Source organism: Methylomonas rapida, assembly GCF_024360925.2.
GTDB classification, from domain to species: domain Bacteria; phylum Pseudomonadota; class Gammaproteobacteria; order Methylococcales; family Methylomonadaceae; genus Methylomonas; species Methylomonas rapida.
Genome location: NZ_CP113517.1, coordinates 2,108,394 through 2,125,774, shown reverse-complemented (window position 1 = coordinate 2,125,774; position 17,381 = coordinate 2,108,394). Strand labels below are relative to the sequence as shown.

Annotated in this window: 12 protein-coding genes; all 12 read right to left on the bottom strand. The window is 53.9% G+C overall.

The features are described 5' to 3' along the window. Nucleotides 1–13 precede the first annotated feature (13 nt). Entirely contained in the window at nt 14–319 is a 306-nt protein-coding gene (locus NM686_RS09950; protein ID WP_255187720.1) for an integration host factor subunit beta, read from the bottom strand. 59 nt (nt 320–378) lie between these two features. Continuing rightward, entirely contained in the window at nt 379–2,040 is a 1,662-nt protein-coding gene (gene rpsA / locus NM686_RS09945) for a 30S ribosomal protein S1 (protein WP_255187719.1), read from the bottom strand. 95 nt (nt 2,041–2,135) lie between these two features. After that, the gene (gene cmk / locus NM686_RS09940) at nt 2,136–2,792 is read right to left on the bottom strand and encodes a (d)CMP kinase (RefSeq protein WP_255187718.1); all 657 of its coding nucleotides are present in this window, start codon (nt 2,790–2,792) and stop codon (nt 2,136–2,138) included. Nucleotides 2,793–2,794: 2 nt separating this feature from the next. Beyond that, nucleotides 2,795–4,111 (bottom strand): 3-phosphoshikimate 1-carboxyvinyltransferase, encoded by a 1,317-nt coding sequence (aroA, locus tag NM686_RS09935; RefSeq protein WP_255187717.1) that lies wholly within the window; start codon nt 4,109–4,111, stop codon nt 2,795–2,797. A gap of 12 nt (nt 4,112–4,123) precedes the next feature. Beyond that, nucleotides 4,124–4,999 carry a prephenate dehydrogenase gene (locus NM686_RS09930; protein WP_255187716.1) on the bottom strand — a complete coding sequence of 292 codons (876 nt, stop codon included), beginning with the start codon at nt 4,997–4,999 and terminating at the stop codon, nt 4,124–4,126. Then, a complete protein-coding gene (gene hisC, locus NM686_RS09925) occupies nt 4,992–6,095 on the bottom strand; it encodes a histidinol-phosphate transaminase (RefSeq protein ID WP_255187715.1) in 1,104 nt (367 codons plus the stop codon). Before hisC ends, NM686_RS09930 begins: the two co-directional genes overlap by 8 nt. Nucleotides 6,096–6,105: 10 nt before the next feature. Continuing rightward, the gene (gene pheA, locus NM686_RS09920; protein WP_255187714.1) at nt 6,106–7,191 is read right to left on the bottom strand and encodes a prephenate dehydratase; all 1,086 of its coding nucleotides are present in this window, start codon (nt 7,189–7,191) and stop codon (nt 6,106–6,108) included. 6 nt (nt 7,192–7,197) lie between these two features. Beyond that, nucleotides 7,198–8,277: a 3-phosphoserine/phosphohydroxythreonine transaminase gene (gene serC, locus NM686_RS09915; RefSeq protein WP_255187713.1), complete on the bottom strand. Its 1,080-nt coding sequence runs from the start codon at nt 8,275–8,277 to the stop codon at nt 7,198–7,200. Next, on the bottom strand, nt 8,277–10,877 hold the full coding sequence (gene gyrA / locus NM686_RS09910; RefSeq protein ID WP_255187712.1) for a DNA gyrase subunit A: 2,601 nt from the start codon (nt 10,875–10,877) through the stop codon (nt 8,277–8,279). Before gyrA ends, serC begins: the two co-directional genes overlap by 1 nt. Before the next feature lie 124 nt (nt 10,878–11,001). Next, nucleotides 11,002–11,721, bottom strand: a complete 720-nt coding sequence (locus NM686_RS09905) for a dienelactone hydrolase family protein (protein ID WP_255187711.1) — start codon at nt 11,719–11,721, stop codon at nt 11,002–11,004. Between the two features lie 17 nt (nt 11,722–11,738). Then, entirely contained in the window at nt 11,739–12,224 is a 486-nt protein-coding gene (locus NM686_RS09900; protein ID WP_255188594.1) for a low molecular weight protein-tyrosine-phosphatase, read from the bottom strand. Nucleotides 12,225–12,302: 78 nt separating this feature from the next. Next, complete coding sequence (locus NM686_RS09885; protein WP_329959181.1) at nt 12,303–16,889, bottom strand: EAL domain-containing protein; 4,587 nt, start codon at nt 16,887–16,889, stop codon at nt 12,303–12,305. Between the last annotated feature and the right edge of the window lie 492 nt (nt 16,890–17,381).

Genomic DNA, 17,381 nt, shown 5'->3' with positions numbered 1-17,381 from the left:
ATTGTCGATAAACTCAATCGACGATTTTGTATTTCTCCCTGGACGCATCGACCATGTCGCGTAGCTCTTTTCCAGGTTTAAAATGCGGTACGTGCTTTTCGGTCAAGGCGACCGATTCACCGGTTTTAGGGTTTCTGCCCAATCGCGCGGAACGATGATGCAGGGAAAAACTGCCAAATCCCCGGATTTCGATACGCTCACCGCTTGCTAGTGTGTCACTCAAATGATCGACGACACATCTGACTGCTAACTCAACATCCTTAAGCGGAAGATGCGGCTGTTTGCGTGCCAACACCTCTATCAATTCTGATTTTGTCACATCAAACCCTGAGTAATCGAAGAAGGGTGATGCCTCGATGGCATCACCCCTAGACGGATTTATTTATCCATTTGTTTAAAGATATCGCCCAATGTCGCTGTGCCAGCGGTTTGTTGCGAGTAATCTTTAATGGCATTCGACTCTTCCTCGACATCCTTGGCCTTGATGGACAAGGAAATCGATTTGGTTTTCTTGTCGACGCCGACAAATTTGGCTTCGATTTCATCACCGACTTTCAACAGTTTGCTGGCGTCTTCGACGCGGTCGCGTTGAATTTCGGAGGCTTTCAGATAACCCTCGACATTGTCGGCCAAGGTAATCACGGCGCCTTTGGCATCGACTTCTTTCACGCTACCTTTAACGATGCTGCCTTTTTCGTTCAGGGCAATATAGTTTTGGAAGGGATCTTGTTCCAGTTGTTTGATGCCCAACGAGATACGCTCGCGCTCTGGGTCGACCGCCAAAATAACGGTTTCGACTTCATCGCCTTTCTTGTAGTTGCGAATGGCTTCTTCGTCGTTTTCGTTCCAGGAAATGTCGGACATGTGAACCAGACCGTCGATACCACCATCCAGACCGATGAAGATACCGAAATCGGTGATGGATTTGATCTTGCCGGAGATTTTGTCGCCTTTGTTGTGAGTGGCGGCAAATTCATCCCATGGGTTAGAACGGCATTGTTTCATGCCCAGTGAAATACGACGACGTTCTTCGTCGATTTCCAGCACCATGACTTCGACTTCGTCGCCCAACTGAACCACTTTGGATGGGTTGACGTTTTTGTTGGTCCAATCCATTTCTGAAACGTGAACCAAACCTTCGACGCCTTCTTCGATTTCCACGAAGCAGCCGTAGTCGGTGAGGTTGTTGACCTTACCGAACACACGTGTGCCGGCAGGGTAACGACGGGCAATGTTTTGCCATGGATCTTCTTCCATTTGCTTCATGCCCAGTGACACGCGGGTTTTGTCTTTGTCGAATTTCAGGACTTTGACATTGACTTCCTGACCGATTTCTACGCACTCGGATGGATGACGTACGCGGCGCCATGCCATGTCGGTGATGTGCAGCAGGCCGTCCACGCCGCCCAGATCGATGAACGCACCGTAGTCGGTGAGGTTTTTGACGATACCGGTAACGATCGCGCCTTCCTGCAGGGTTTTAACCAATTCTTCACGCTCTGCGCTGTATTCGCTTTCGACGACTGCGCGGCGAGACAAGACGACGTTGTTGCGTTTTTGGTCGATTTTGATGACTTTGAATTCCAGGTCGCGATTTTCCAGGAACGCGGTATCGCGGATGGGACGTACGTCAACCAAAGAACCTGGCAGGAACGCGCGCAGTGCGCCGACCGCCACGGTGAAACCACCGCGAACCTTGCCGGTGATGCGACCGATGACGGTTTCTTGGGTTTCGAAGGCTTTTTCAAGCTCTGCCCAGGCTTTACTTTTCTTGGCTTTATCGCGGGAAAGCAGAGTCGAACCCAAACCGTCCTCGAACATGTCGAGAGCCACTTCGATTTCATCGCCGACATTGACTTCCAGATCGCCATCTGCATTCAAGAATTGCCATTTCGGAATCACGCCTTCCGATTTAGCCTGGGTGCTAACGATCACGAATTCATTTTCGATATCGATCACGGTACCCATTAACATGGCGCCAGGACGCATTTCTGTCTTGGCAAAACTCTCTTCTAATAACTGTGCAAAGCTTTCGCTCATCTTTTTACTTTCCCAAACTTGTTAAAACTCAAACAAGCTTTCTCTTATCAATAAAATTAAAAAATAACTGCCAAACGGCAGCCGCCAATAAAGCCCTAACGGACTAAATCCATTACCGCGTCTATCACCTGCTGGATGCTTAAACTGGAGGAATCGATAGTGATTGCGCCTTCCGGCACCGTCAATGGAGCCGCCGCCCGCCCGCTATCGCGACGATCACGTTCTTCTATCTCCCTGGTAATCTGCGCAAGGTTAGCATCGATTCCTTTTTCAATCAACTGCTTATATCGCCTGCTCGCTCTTTCTTCGGCACTAGCGGTCAAATACACCTTGAATGGAGCATCAGGGAACACCACGCTGCCCATGTCGCGACCATCGGCCACCAATCCAGGCGCCTTACGGAAATCCTTCTGTTTTTGCAATAAAACCGCCCTGACCTCCGGATAAGCGGCGACGATAGACGCCGCATTGCCGGTGGTTTCGGTACCCAGTTGCGCGGTGATATCGACGCCATTCAATCTAACCAGCAGACTCTCGCCACACTCGAAACCCAGTTGCATCTCCTTGGCGAGCTGCGTTATTGCCGGCAAGTCATCCAATGCGATACCGACCTGCAACACGGCGATCGCCAGCGAACGGTAAATCGAGCCGCTGTCGAGATAATTCCAGTCCAACAGCTTCGCAACCGCGCGACTGACGGTACCCTTGCCGGCACCGCTCGGGCCGTCTATGGTCAATACAGGAATAATCATATTTACAAGGTACTCAGATTCAGGCCCAATTGGATCGCCAATTGCGGAAACTCCTTGAACGAGGTATTGACGTTCGCGCAATCATTGATCGTAATGGGCGCGCTGGCTCTGAGGCCGGCAATCGAGAACGACATCGCGATGCGATGGTCGCCGTGCGAATCGACTACGCCGCCACCGATATTGCCACCGCCGTTGATGATCATGCCGTCTTCGGTCGGCTGGGCATCGACGCCCAGGATTTGCAAACCGTCGGCCATCACCTGAATGCGGTCTGATTCTTTCACGCGCAATTCCCTGGCGCCGGTCAATACCGTTTGACCTTCGGCGCAAGCCGCCGCGACGAACAGCACCGGAAATTCGTCGATCGCCAGTGGCACCAGTGCTTCCGGAATGGCAATGCCCTTGAGTTGCGCCGAACGCACTCGCAGATCGGCCACCGGCTCGCCGCCGACCTCACGTTCGTTCAGGACCTCGATGCTTGCTCCCATCAGGCGCAAAATATCGATCACGCCGGTACGGGTCGGGTTGATGCCGACATGTTTCAAGGTTACATCGGAATTCGGCGCGATGCTGGCGCCAACCAGGAAAAACGCCGCCGACGAAATGTCGCTGGGCACGTCGATTTCGGTAGCGGTCAGTTTGCCGTTACTGTTAATTTTCGCCGTGCTACCTTCGCGGACCACTGGATAGCCGAAACCGTTCAGCATACGCTCGGTATGGTCGCGGGTCGGCGCGGGTTCGGTCACGCTGGTTTCACCTTCCGCGTACATACCGGCCAGCAACAGACAGGATTTGACCTGGGCGCTAGCGATCGGCATGTCGTAATGCATGCCTTTCAATTTGCCGGCCTGACCCTTGATATGCAACGGCGCGGTGCCGTCGGGTTGAGTTTCGATCACGGCACCCATTTGCGCCAACGGCACGGTCACGCGTTTCATCGGACGCGATTCCAGCGACTTGTCGCCGGTCAAGGTGCAATCGAAGGACTGACCCGCCAGCAAACCGCTCAACAAGCGCATCGAGGTACCTGAATTGCCCAGATAAAGCGGTTTTTCCGGGGCTTTCAACCCGTGCTTCCCAACGCCGTGTATCGTGACTTCGCCGTTGACCGGGCCTTCGATCTTGACGCCCATCGCCCGAAAGGCTTCCAGCGTGGACATGGCGTCTTCGGCATTCAAAAAGCCGCGCACATGAGTGACGCCTTCGGCGATGGAGCCCAGCATGATGGAGCGGTGTGACATGGATTTATCACCCGGCACGCGGATTTCACCGCGCAAAGAGCCGCCAGGTTGGACTTGAAAAGTAATGGCTTGTGACATAGTGGTCTTCTTTTAATCGTCTAAAGTATCGAGAAATCGTTGCCGGGCATTTCTGGCATAGGTAAAGGTATCGAACAATTTTTCGGCCTGATCGTTGACCAGCAGTTGTTCGATGTTGCTCAGTTCGTCTTTCAATTGTTGAATCAACGGAATAATTTCGTTTTTATTGGCAAGGCAGATATCCAGCCACATGGTCGGATCGCTGGAAGCGATGCGGCTGAAATCCTTGAAGCCGCCGGCGGCATATTTGAAAATCTCGCGCTGCTCGTCTTTCCGTCCAAGCAAGCCGACCAACGCAAAGGCCAGGATATGCGGCAAATGACTGGTGGCCGCCAGCACGGTATCGTGATGTTCGACGCTCATCACCGACACACTGGAACCTATCCGCTGCCAAAACGTCGTCAACTTAGCGACCGCATCGGCATCCGTGTCAGCCAGCGGCGTGATGATCAGGCGTCGGTTTTGAAACAGATCGGGCACCGATGCCTCGACGCCGCTACGCTCGGCGCCGGCTATCGGATGCGCCGGCACGAAATTACCTGGGACCTGACCAAAAACGGCTTGCGCGGCCGCCACGACACTACCCTTGGTGCTGCCGGCATCGCTATAAATCGTGTGCGGATTCCAATGCGGCTTCAACAGTTCGAAAATGTTTTGCATCGTGCCAACCGGCGTCGCGATCATCACCAGATCGACGCCATCCAAGGCAGCGGTGATGTCGGTATAAAACGCGTCAATGACGCCCAATGCCTTGGCATGCTGCAAATTCGGTAGATTTTTTTCCCGACCATAGGCAACGACGCTTTGACACAAACCCTGCGCGCGCGCCGCCCGGGCGATGGAGCCGCCGATCAAGCCTGTACCGATCACGCAGAGGCGTTTAAACACCGCGCAACACCTCGATCAGGGCCTGGATGAAAATCTGGTTTTCCCGTTCGGTGCCGATGCTGACACGCAAATGATTCGGCATTTCATAGTTTGCCACTGGCCGGACGATGACACCTTTTTGCAGCAAGGCTTCGTAGAGAGGCAATGCATTTTGCCCGACATCGACCGAAACGAAGTTGCCCGATGACGGTATCCATTCCAGGCCCAATTCTTTGAAGGCAGTGGTGAGTTGCTGCATACCGACGTTATTGACGGCGATGGTTTGCGCCAGATAGTCGACATCACCCAAGGCCGCTTCCGCCGCGGCCAAGGCCAGCATATTGCTATTAAAGGGCTGGCGCACGCGATTCAGCAAATCCGCAACTTCAATCGATGAAATCCCGTAACCGATACGCAGTCCCGCCAGGCCGTAGGCTTTGGAGAAGGTCCGGGCGATGATCAAATTGGGATAACGCTCCGGCCATTGCAAGGACTCGGTGCGAACCGCCGGATCGACGAATTCGTAGTAAGCTTCGTCCAGCACGCACAGTACGTGTGTTGGCAAGGACGCGACGAATTGCTCCACATCCTCGCGCGCCAACAGGGTGCCGGTCGGATTATTTGGATTGGCAATGAACACCACGCGGGTATTTTCATTCACGGCCGCTCGCATCGCCGCCAGATCATGGCCAAAGTTTTTGGCAGGCACTTTGCGTGCCCGCGCCCCAACCGCCTGTGTCAAAATGGGATACAAGGCAAACGCATGCTGGGAAAATACCACTTCATGCTCGGGCGACACGAAAGTCCGCATCACCAATTCCAGGATTTCACTGGAACCGTTACCCAGCGTAATCTGCTCGGGCGCAACGCCCAATTTGCCTGACAAAGCAGCTTTCAATGCGAAACCGCTGCCATCGGGGTAGCGCGTCAATTCCGGCAAGGTCGCTTGAATCGCTGCGGCCACCTTGGCACCGGTACCGAGCGGATTTTCATTGGACGCCAGTTTGACGATTTCAGTCAAACCCAGCTCCCGCTGTAATTCATCGACCGGTTTACCGGGCACGTAAGGTACTAGCTGTTGCACGCCGGCAAGCGCCAGTTCTAAAAATCTGTTCATGATGGAAAATTTATATGACTGCTTTGGGATAAGAGCCCAGGATTTTCAAAAGCTTGACATTGTTTTGCAGCACCTGGAACGCCTTGGCGACATCGGGATCGTCTTTGTGTCCCTCGATATCGATGAAAAACACGTAATCCCATAAACCCTGCCGGGAAGGACGGGATTCAATGTGCACCATGCTGATACCGTATTCGGCGAAAGGCCCCAAGATTCTATGCAAGGCGCCGGCTTGATTGCCGGTAGAAACCAGGATCGAGGTTTTATCGGCGCCGGTCGATAGCGGCTGTTGCTCGCCGATGATGATGAAACGGGTCGTATTATTGGCCTCGTCCTCGATGTTTTTCTCGATGATGTTGAGGTCATACAACTCGGCCGCCATTAAACCAGCGATTGCCGCCTTGCCGTGATCCAGCGAGGCCAAGCGCGCGGCTTCGGCATTACTGCTAACCGCGGTGCAGTGCACGCCGGGCAGATAGGTGTTCAACCATTGCCGGCATTGAGCTAGGGACTGTTGGTGCGAAAACACCTCGTTGATACCTAGTAGGCTATCCATCTTGCCGAGCAAATTTTGATGCACGCGTATCTCGACTTCGCCGCAGATTTTCAGCGGACTGTCGATGAAACGATCCAGCGTATGCGCGATGACGCCCTCGGTGGAATTTTCCACCGGCACCACGCCGAACTGGCAGTGTCTGGTTTCCACCGCCTGAAAAATCTCGTGTATGGTCGGCACCGGAATGTCCTTGACCGCATGCCCAAAATGCTTGAACGTCGCTTGTTGGGTAAATGTGCCTTGCGGCCCCAGATAAGCCACTTCCAAGGGTTTTTCCAACGCCAGGCAGGCGGACATTATTTCCCGGAACAAGTGCGCGGCTGCATCGTCGCCGAGCGGCCCAGGATTCAGTTCCTTGATGCGGCGCAGCACCTGCGCCTCCCGATCAGGGCGATAAAAACTGCCGGTCTCCCCTTCCGCCTGTTTGGTTCTAGCGACTTCGATCGCACAGTTGGCGCGCTGATTGATCAGGTGCAGGATTTGCTGATCGATCGCATCGATTTGAGCGCGCAATTCTGACAATGGGATGATAGCGGTCATGTCGATCTAGTGCGTCCGTTCGAACTCGGCCATGAACTCGATTAACGCATCCACGCCAGTTTCCGGCATCGCGTTATAAATGCTGGCCCGCATACCGCCCACCGAACGATGACCTTTCAGCGAACCCAAACCATTTTTCTCCGCCAAAGCCAGGAATTCCTTGTCCAGGCTCTCATCGGCCAATACGAAAGGCACGTTCATGCGGGAACGGCAGGCCTTGGCCACCGGGTTACTGTACAAACTGGAGGCATCGATGGCTCGATACAGCTTGTCGGCTTTTTGCAGGTTGCGCTGTTCGATTGCGGCAACGCCGCCTTCGGCTTTCAGCCATTGCAATACTAGGCCCAATAAGTACCAGTTGTAAGTCGCCGGGGTATTCAGCATGGAATCGCTTTTGGCTTGCTGTTCGTAGTTGAATACCGACGGCACCGTTTTCGGCGCCAAGCCGACCAAATCTTCGCGTACGATCACGACGGTCACACCGGAAGGCCCCATGTTCTTTTGTGTACCGGCGTATATGATGCCGTAACGACTGACATCGACCGGACGCGACAAAATATTGGAGGACATGTCGCACACCAGTGGCAAGCCTTTGGCATCCGGAATTTCGTTGAATTCGACACCGTGTATGGTTTCATTCGAGGTGTAATGCAAATAGGCCGCATCAGGATCGATCGACCAACTGGCAAAATCCGGAATCGTCGTGAATTTGCTGTCTTCCGAACTGGCGGCGATGCCGACTTCGCAATACTTGCCGGCTTCCTTGATCGCGCTGGTCGACCAGGCCCCGGTATTGACATAACAGGCCTTGCTTTTGCCGTTCAGGATGTTTTGCGGAATCATCGCAAATTGCGCGGTGGCGCCGCCTTGCAGAAACAACACTTTGTAGTTGTCCGGGATGGCCATCAGTTCAACCAGATCGTTTTTCATGGTTTCGGCAATCGCCATGAATTCCTTGCCACGATGACTCATTTCCATCACCGACATGCTGGAGCCTTGCCAATCCAGCATTTCCTGCTGCGCTTGCCGCAACACCGCTTCCGGCAACATCGAAGGACCGGCGCTAAAGTTGTAAATCCGTGCCATTACTCTTCTTCCCCGCCGAAATCGGCTTCATCGGTTGATAAATTACTGTCATCGTCGCCCAGTTCGTCTTCATCGCCCAAACCTTCGATGCGATCGACGCCGACGACTTTTTCACCCTTGTCCAGACGAATCACCGTGACGCCCTGGGTGTTCCTGCCGACCACGGAGATTTCGTTGACCCGGGTTCTGACCAGGGTACCGGCATCGGTGATCAACATGATTTCGTCATTGTCGTTGACCAGCACCGCGCCGACCACGGCACCATTGCGCTCGGAAGTTTGAATCGCGATCAAGCCCTGACCGCCGCGTTTGTGCTGGGTAAACTCTTCCAACCGGGTACGTTTGCCATAACCGTTTTCGGTCACGTTCAGCACCGTGCCTTCGCTGGCGACGATCAACGAAATCACCCGCGCGCCTTCCTGCAAACGAATGCCGCGCACGCCCGCCGCGGTTCGCCCCATCGGCCTGACGTCGGTTTCGTTGAAGCAGACTGCCTTGCCGTCGGTACTGAACAGCAACACGTTTTGCTGGCCGTCGGTCAGCGACACGCCGACCAAGGTATCGTTGTCGCGCAAATCGATGGCGATTTTACCCTTGGCCAGTTGATACGCAAACTCGGGCAATGGGGTTTTTTTAACGGTACCGGATGCGGTAGCCATGAATACGAATTTGTCTTCGCTGTATTCGCGGACCGGCAGCATCGCATTGATCTTTTCGCCCTCTTCCAGCGGCAACAGATTCACAAACGGCTTGCCGCGCGAAGCCCGGCTGGCCACCGGCAATTCATAGACTTTCAGCCAATAGACCTTGCCGCGCGACGAGAAGCACAAAATGGTGTCATGCGTGTTGGCGATGATCAGTTTGTCGATGAAATCGTTTTCCTTGGTCGCCGTGGCCGACTTGCCGCGACCGCCGCGGCGCTGTGCCTTGTAATCGGTCAAGGGCTGGGTTTTGACGTAGCCTTCGTGCGACATGGTCACGACCATGTCTTCCTCGGTGATCAGATCTTCGGCCGACAGATTGGAATAATCCTGCACGATCTCGGTGCGGCGCGCATCGGCATATTCGTTTTTGATTTCTTCCAATTCTTCCCGGATGACTTCCATCAGGCGCGTATCGCTACCCAGGATATGCAGATATTCGTCGATCAATTCCAGCAATTGCTTGTATTCGTTGACGATTTTTTCCTGCTCCAGCCCGGTCAGACGATGCAGGCGCAAATCCAGAATCGCCTGCGCCTGAGCCTCCGATAACCGGTATTGGCCGTTGACCAAACCGAATTCCGGGGTCAAATCTTCGGGGCGGGAGCGATCGGCATCAGCTCTGTCGAGCAATGCGGCGACCAGGCCGGCATTCCAATGTCTGGCCAGCAAACCCTGTCTGGCTTCCTGCGGATTCGGCGAGGTCTTGATCAACTCTATCATCTCGTCGATATTGGCCAATGCGACCGCCAGACCTTCCAAGATGTGCGCCCGCTCCCTCGCCTTGCGCAGGTTGTAAATGGTACGACGAGTGACGATTTCACGGCGATGATCGATGAAGGCCAGCAAAATCTCTTTCAAATTCATGCAGTGTGGACGGCCATCGTACAAGGCGACCATGTTGATGCCGAATACGGTCTGCATCTGGGTTTGCTTGTACAGATTGTTCAGCACTACGTCGGCCACTTCGCCGCGGCGCAACTCGATGACCATGCGCATGCCGTCCTTGTCCGACTCGTCGCGCAAGCCGGAAATGCCCTCGATCTTGCCTTCCTTGACCAGCTCGGCGATTTTCTCCAGTAAGCGGGCCTTGTTGACTTGATACGGTAATTCCGTCGTGATGATGGCTTGGCGACCGCTATCGCCGATGTCTTCGAAATGGCTGCGAGCGCGTAAATAAATGCGGCCACGGCCCGTTGAATAGGCTTCGTAAATGCCGTCGGCGCCGTTGATGATGCCTGCGGTCGGAAAATCCGGCCCGGGCACGATCTGCATCAATTCCGGAATGGTCAACGCGTCATTTTCGATCAAGGCCAGACAGGCCGAAACGATTTCAGCCAAATTGTGCGGCGGAATATTGGTTGCCATGCCCACGGCAATACCGGACGAGCCGTTGACCAGCAAGGTCGGCACTCGGGTCGGCAATACGGTGGGTTCGGATTCGGATTCGTCGTAGTTGGGCGCGAAATCGACGGTTTCCTTGTCCAAGTCGGCTAGCAATTCGTGGGCGATCTTGGCCATGCGCACTTCGGTGTAACGCATCGCCGCCGGTGAATCGCCGTCCACCGAGCCGAAGTTGCCTTGGCCGTCGATCAGCATGTAGCGCAACGAGAATGGCTGCGCCATGCGGACAATGGTGTCGTAAACCGCCGTGTCGCCGTGTGGATGGTATTTACCGATCACGTCACCGACCACGCGCGCCGATTTTTTATAGGGTTTGTTCCAGTCGTTACCGAGCTCGCTCATCGCGTACAACACGCGACGGTGCACCGGTTTCAAGCCATCCCGGACATCGGGAAGCGCCCTACCCACGATCACGCTCATCGCGTAATCGAGATAGGATTGTTTCATCTCGTCTTCGAGATTAACGGGAATGATTTCTTTCGCAAAGTCTGACATGGGTCCGTGGTTCCAATTCAGCCAAGCATTTTGGGCTCGACGGGTTAGCCTGTCGCAACAAATCCTTTTTGCGCCAACAAGGCTGATAAAAGCCCGTGATTATAGCAAAGGCCAGGAAGTCTAGTCAGGCAAAAATCTCTTCGAGAAAGTTTTGCATCGCTTGCCAGGAACGCCGGTCTGCCGCCGCCTGATAGACCGTGCCAAAGACTGGATCGTTGGCAACCGGGTTGGTAAAGGCGTGCATGGTGCCGCCATAAACATGCACCTGCCAGTCGGCGCCGGCTTTGCTTAATTCGGTTTGCAATGCCAGCACCTGCTCGGGCGGCACCATCGGGTCGTCATGACCGTGCAACACCAACACCCTGGCCTTGATTTGCGGCTCGGGAATGTTATCGGGCGGCGTCAACAAGCCGTGAAACGAGATCACGCCGCGCAAATCGGCGCCCGTCCTGGCAAAATCCAGTGCACACAGGCCGCCAAAACAAAAGCCCAGCGCGGCGATACGCTTGTCATCCGCCCATGGCATCAATTTGACGGCGGCCAGGGCGGCATGCAGGCGTTTTTGCAGCCTGGCCCTATCCTGCATGAAGGGCTGCATCAACTGGCCGTTTTCTTCCGGCGAAGCGCCTCTGATACCCTTGCCATACATATCGGCGGCAAACGCCAGATAGCCCAGTTCCGCCAGACGCTTCGCCTTGGCAGCCACAAACTCATCGCGCCCCGCCCAGGCGTGATGAATCAATACGACAGGCCGCCGGCCCGCGACCGAATCGTCGTAGGCAAAAAAACCTTCCAGCAAAACCCCATCATCCAGATAATCGACGGTATTGGATACGATAGCCATTTAGAATCCCCCGTTGTTCAAGTCAACACGCCTTCGCGCCGCAAGGTTTCGATGAAGCCTTCCGACGCCGCTTCCACCAAGTCGAGCACGCGCTCGAAGCCATAGGCACCGCCGTAATAAGGGTCGGGCACTTCGCGTCGCTGCAAATGCGGCGCATACTCCAGGAAATGCCGAATCTTGTATTTATGTTCATCGGGACAAATTTCATGCAGGATCGCATGATTTTCATCATCCATCACCAGGATGTGATCGAAGGTTTCGAAATCCTCGCCCCTAACCTTTCTGGCCCGCAGATGCTTCAGTTCCACCCCCCTCTCCCGCGCGGCCTTTTGCGCGCGCAAATCGGGAGCATCGCCGACATGATAGGCGTGCGTACCCGCCGAATCCACCTGAAATGCATCCGTCAATTCCCGCGATGCCAGCAACGCATTGAACACACCTTCCGCCGTGGGCGAGCGGCAGATATTACCCATGCAAACAAACAAAACCTTAATTTTTTCCATACCAATCAATTCATCAATACCTAAATCCAGGCTCAAAAACACAGTGGGTTCATTATATCAACGCCAAAAATCAGCCCCTTATAATTTTATGCCGAAGGGGATGGCGATCCGGCTCAAACCATCGATTTCCATGGGCTTGCCAAACAGATAACCTTGAAATTTCTGGCATCCATGTTTCACGAGAAAATCATATTGCTCTCGTGTTTCGACGCCTTCGGCAATGACACCCAGACCCAGCGTCTGGCTCATGGCCAAAATCGCTTGAACGATCGCCGCATCGCTGGCATCGGCGATAACATCGTTGACGAAAGACCTGTCGATTTTTACCTCGGTGAGCGGCAGGCGTTTCAGGTAAGACAGGGACGAGTAGCCGGTGCCGAAATCATCCAGCGCGAACTCTATGCCCACCCCATTCAGATGCTTCATGCGACTGATCACCGTGTCGACATTATCCAGCACGACGGTTTCCGTTAATTCGAGCTTCAAGCGATGAGGGTTGGCGCCATTGATCTCGACAATCCGCAAGACCTCATCGACAAAATTGGGTTGATGGAATTGGCGCGCACTTACGTTTACCGACACGTACAGTCTGGAATGATTCGAGTCGCTTTCCCAGGCTTTCAATTGCTTGCAGGCCACATCCAAGGCCCAGGTTCCAATCTGCACGATTTGCCCCGTCTCTTCGGCCAATTCGATGAAAAAATCCGGCGTCACCAAGCCTTTGCTTGGATGCCGCCAGCGAATCAGCGCCTCGGCGCCGACGAGGGTTCCGTTTTGGTCTACCTGGGGTTGATAATAAAGCTGGAATTCGTCATTCGACAAACCCTGACGAATTGCGGCCTGAATCGCCGTGCGCTCGTCAACCGCGGCTTGCATCGCCGGATTAAAATACCGCACCGTGTTGCGCCCGGCATCCTTGGCCTGATAAAGCGCCACATCGGCTTGTTTCATCAAAACCTCGGGCGAGTTCTCAGTGCCTAAAAACAGCGTCAATCCGATGCTGGGCGTACTGTAATACACCATTCTGGAATCGCTCAGCTCATAGGGGTCGTTGAGCGCCACGCGTAATTTTTCCGCGATGGATTCGGTTTGAGCGGCGGCAATGGGCTCGGTTGTCCCCAGTCCTTCCAGCAGCACGACAAACTCGTCACCGCCCAAGCGGGAAACGGTATCCTCTTCCCGCACGTTTTCGATGATTCTGCGCCCCACCTCGATCAACAGGCAATCGCCAACCGGATGCCCATGGCTTTCATTCAGGCTTTTGAAGTGATCCAAATCCAGCATCAACAGCGCGGCAAAGTGCATGTTCCGCCTGCTGGCAATTTGCGCTTGCCGCAAACGGTCCATCAACAAGCGTCTGTTGGGCAGATTGGTCAGCGGATCGAAATAAGCCAAATTGCGAATCTGCTCTTCTGATTCCTTTTGCTCGGTGATGTCCCTCACGGTGACCCGCCGCCCCAGATAGCTGCCCTCCGGCGCGCTTACCGGGCGACAGGTATGATGAATCCAGATGATATCCCCGTTCTTTTTGACCAATCTGAATTCAAGCTCGTCAACCGAATCGCTGTCATCAAACTTAACCTTCTGGATATGCCGCCCCCAAAGATGCACATCCTGATGAAACACTAGCGCGCCAATCAAATCGGGCGTTTGCTTGAATTCGTCCGGCCGGTAGCCCGTTATCCTTTCCGCCGAAGGCGTCATGTAGATCACCTTGCCGTCCGGCTCCAGCCAATACTCCCAGTTATAGGTCCAGTCCACCATGGTATGAAACATGGCCTCGCTTTTTGCCAGCGCTATCTCGGCCTGCTTTCTTGCCGAAATATCGTTATTCACTTCGACAATCGCCTCCAGATGGCCCGCGCTATCGTAATAGCAAGTCCAACTACTGGACACGGTGATATGAGCGCCGTCACGCGTGATATGCGTCAACTCGCCTTTCCACTGATTGAATTGCCGCAATTCCGCCTTGATTTTCTCCAACGGCCTGGAAAATCGCGTTTTCAGCAATTCATGGGCGATCATGCCGACAGCTTCCTCGGGCGTCCAGCCAAACAATTCCTCCGCGCCGTCATTCCAGAAAACAATGCGATCGTCCAAATCGCGCGCGATGACGGGCGCGGCTTTCAGCAGGTTGGACTGCCATTGCAACGTCTTGGCATGTTCAAACAGTTGCTGGTGCGCTTGCTTGATCGTGGTAACGTCCGGAAACGTCAGCACCACCCCGGAAATGCCGCCGCTGGAGTCTTGATAGGGGCGAATACGCCGCAAATAAAAATGCCCGTTATTGCCTTGAATTTCCCTGTCCTCGACGGTTTCGCCGCGTATGATCCTTAAACAATCGCCACTGAGATTGTTGTCGTCAAACAAATGCACGATGTCATCGATAGCCCGTCCGATGTCATTGGGAAATAAACGCATCAACTGGGTCGCGGCCGGCGTGAAACGGCGAATCTTGAGATTTTTATCCAGCAACAAAATGGGCGACACGATGCTGTTGAGCAAATTATTCAAATCCGCGTTCAACGATTCCGTTTCGCTGACCTTGACGTCAAGATGGGCGTTGGTATTGATCAATTCCTCATTCAGCGATTGCAGTTCTTCCTTGGAACTCTCCAATTCTTCGTTCGCGGATTGCAGTTCCTCGTTCATCGCCATGATTTCTTCGTTGGCGGCCTTCATTTCCTGCACCGAAATGCAGGACTGCTCGATGGTTCGTTTTAAATCTTCCCTGGTCGAATTCAGCTCCTGATGCAATTGCTGCAGAATCCAGTCGTCGCCAGCCGAACTGATTGGCCTGAAGGTCGGTTTATTGATGATGTCCTGCGAAAAACAAATCAAACTGATTGCTTGGTGACTGACGGTCGAAACCGGTGTGATCTGAATCACCACCGTTTCGGAAACTTCGGCCGAATCGTCCACGCCGACCGCCACGGTCGTCGCGGCCTGCGTGTGCTCGACTTCCTTGAGCGCGGTGCGTAACGCCATCGCCAGGGCCGGGTTGATCATTTTGAACAGATCGAGAGAAATCTGACCTGTCGGCAAGGTCAAGTACGGAGCAATGTCTCCCGACGTATAAAGCAGTTCATGGCGGGCATTGATCAGCACCATCGCCGGACCGTGGGTTTCGATCAGGCGCCGGTACACCGACTCGTGGCAGGCGATGCTATCCAGCTCCGCAATGGGCTCAGAAGACGCAAACAAGCGGCGGACGTTCAGGTCTATCGCAATCGGCAGTTGCGGCGTTCTGGGGTGAGGGATGTTTTCGTGGCGAAAAACGCGCCACTGCTTGGAAATCGGCGAAAAGTGCCTGGCGACGTTGCCGATGCTTTCGGAACTGCCCAAAAATAGAAATCCGCCGGGCAACAACACGTAATGAAACAGATTGAGCAGTTTTTTCTGCGTCGTACCGTTCAGATAAATCAGCAAATTCCGGCATACGACCAGATCCAGCTTGGAAAATGGCGGATCGCTGATCAGGTTATGAGAAGCGAAAACGATCGTCTCCCGCACAACCTTGGCAATACGGTAACCGCTTTTCTCTTCGGTAAAGTATCGCTCGCGCAAATAGACCGGCACGTCGGCCAACAGCTCGCTGGGGTAGAAACCGGCGCGGGCAATACCCAAGGCATTGTCATCGACATCGGTGGCAAACAACTGGATGCGCGGCTTTTGCTGCTGGCCCGCAAACCACTCCAGCAACAGAATGGCAATCGAATAGGCTTCCTCGCCGGTGGAACATCCCGCCACCCAAACCCTTACCGGTTGATTGACGTCCTTTCGCGCGCAAATTTCGGGGATGATGTTCTGTTCGACGATTTTGAAAGCCTCCGCATCGCGAAAAAAAGCCGTCACGCCGATCAATATATCCTCGGACAGTTGATTCAGTTCGTTGAGCGAATCCATCAAGATTTCAAGATAAGCATCGTAGTCATCGGCATGGCACATGCTCATTCTGCGTTCTATGCGGCGGCGAAGCGTGGTCTGCTTGTAATTCGCCATATCGTTGTGGGCGTGCTTCCTGATCAGTTCGAGAATACCGGTAAAAGCAACCTGATTACTGTTATGGACAGGCATTGCGCCGCCCTGCTTTCGAACGTCATTCCTATCGCTATCGGTCAACGCCGACGGCAGATCCACCATGGGCAAAATCCTGTCCACGAAACCCGACGCAATCGCGCTGCTCGGCATGCCGTCGAAATCCGCGGTCAAAGGGTCCTGCACCAATATTCTGCCGCCGGCCTGTTTCAGCAGGCGGGCGCCTTCCGTTCCATCGTCGCCCAAACCCGACAAAATGATCAAGACGCTATCGCCGGCATAGCCGGATACCAGCGAACGGCAGAGAAAATCGATGGGGTTATGTTTTTTCATAACAGAATCGGGCTGAATCAAGCGAAAATGATCGTCCATCAGTTCCATGAAACATCCCGGTTGCCCCACGTAGACTCGGCCGGCACAAACGTCCATTCCGTCCGTCGCAAAAACGACCTCCATGGACGTCCACTTGCCGATCAGGGAATCCAAGCGGCTCTTGTAGTCCTTGTTCAAATGCTGAATAACGATAAAGGCAAATTCTTGCTCGCATGACTGGGGCAGGTTTTCGAAAAAAGCTTCGATGGCTGACAACGCACCCGCCGACCCTCCGATTAACGCGATTTTTGGCATTTAACGCTACCTTTTTGTTTTTTTAGAAACGATCACACCCATCAAAACTGCCTTCAGGGCAATCGCGCAATCTGTCGGGGGAATTTATTCGCATGGCGGCCCGCATGACCGTACTCTAGTTCGCGGCGGCACAAGCGGACATAATCCCTATGAAATGTAATCTTAACGCGTAAAGACAAACATGGATAATGAAAAACACCGGCGCATGGCCCAAGACAACAGGCCTTTGCGTCGCCGGCACCCTTGAGGCAAGCCATGAGCGAGGCTTATTGTTGCGGAAAGCGAATCCTCTGAGGGTAAGGGTTTTATGCTTTACTGACGTGTAATCCTAGAAAAGTCATTGGGTCGACGAAACACACGAAAATCACGAAAAGTTGCAAACAGTTATCATCCTAACGTTCATGAAGACCAAGTAATCCCCCCGGCAAATGAAAATAGTCTTCAGGGTAAGGTTGCTTGCCGGACAGGCCGCCGTGAATACATCCATGTTGG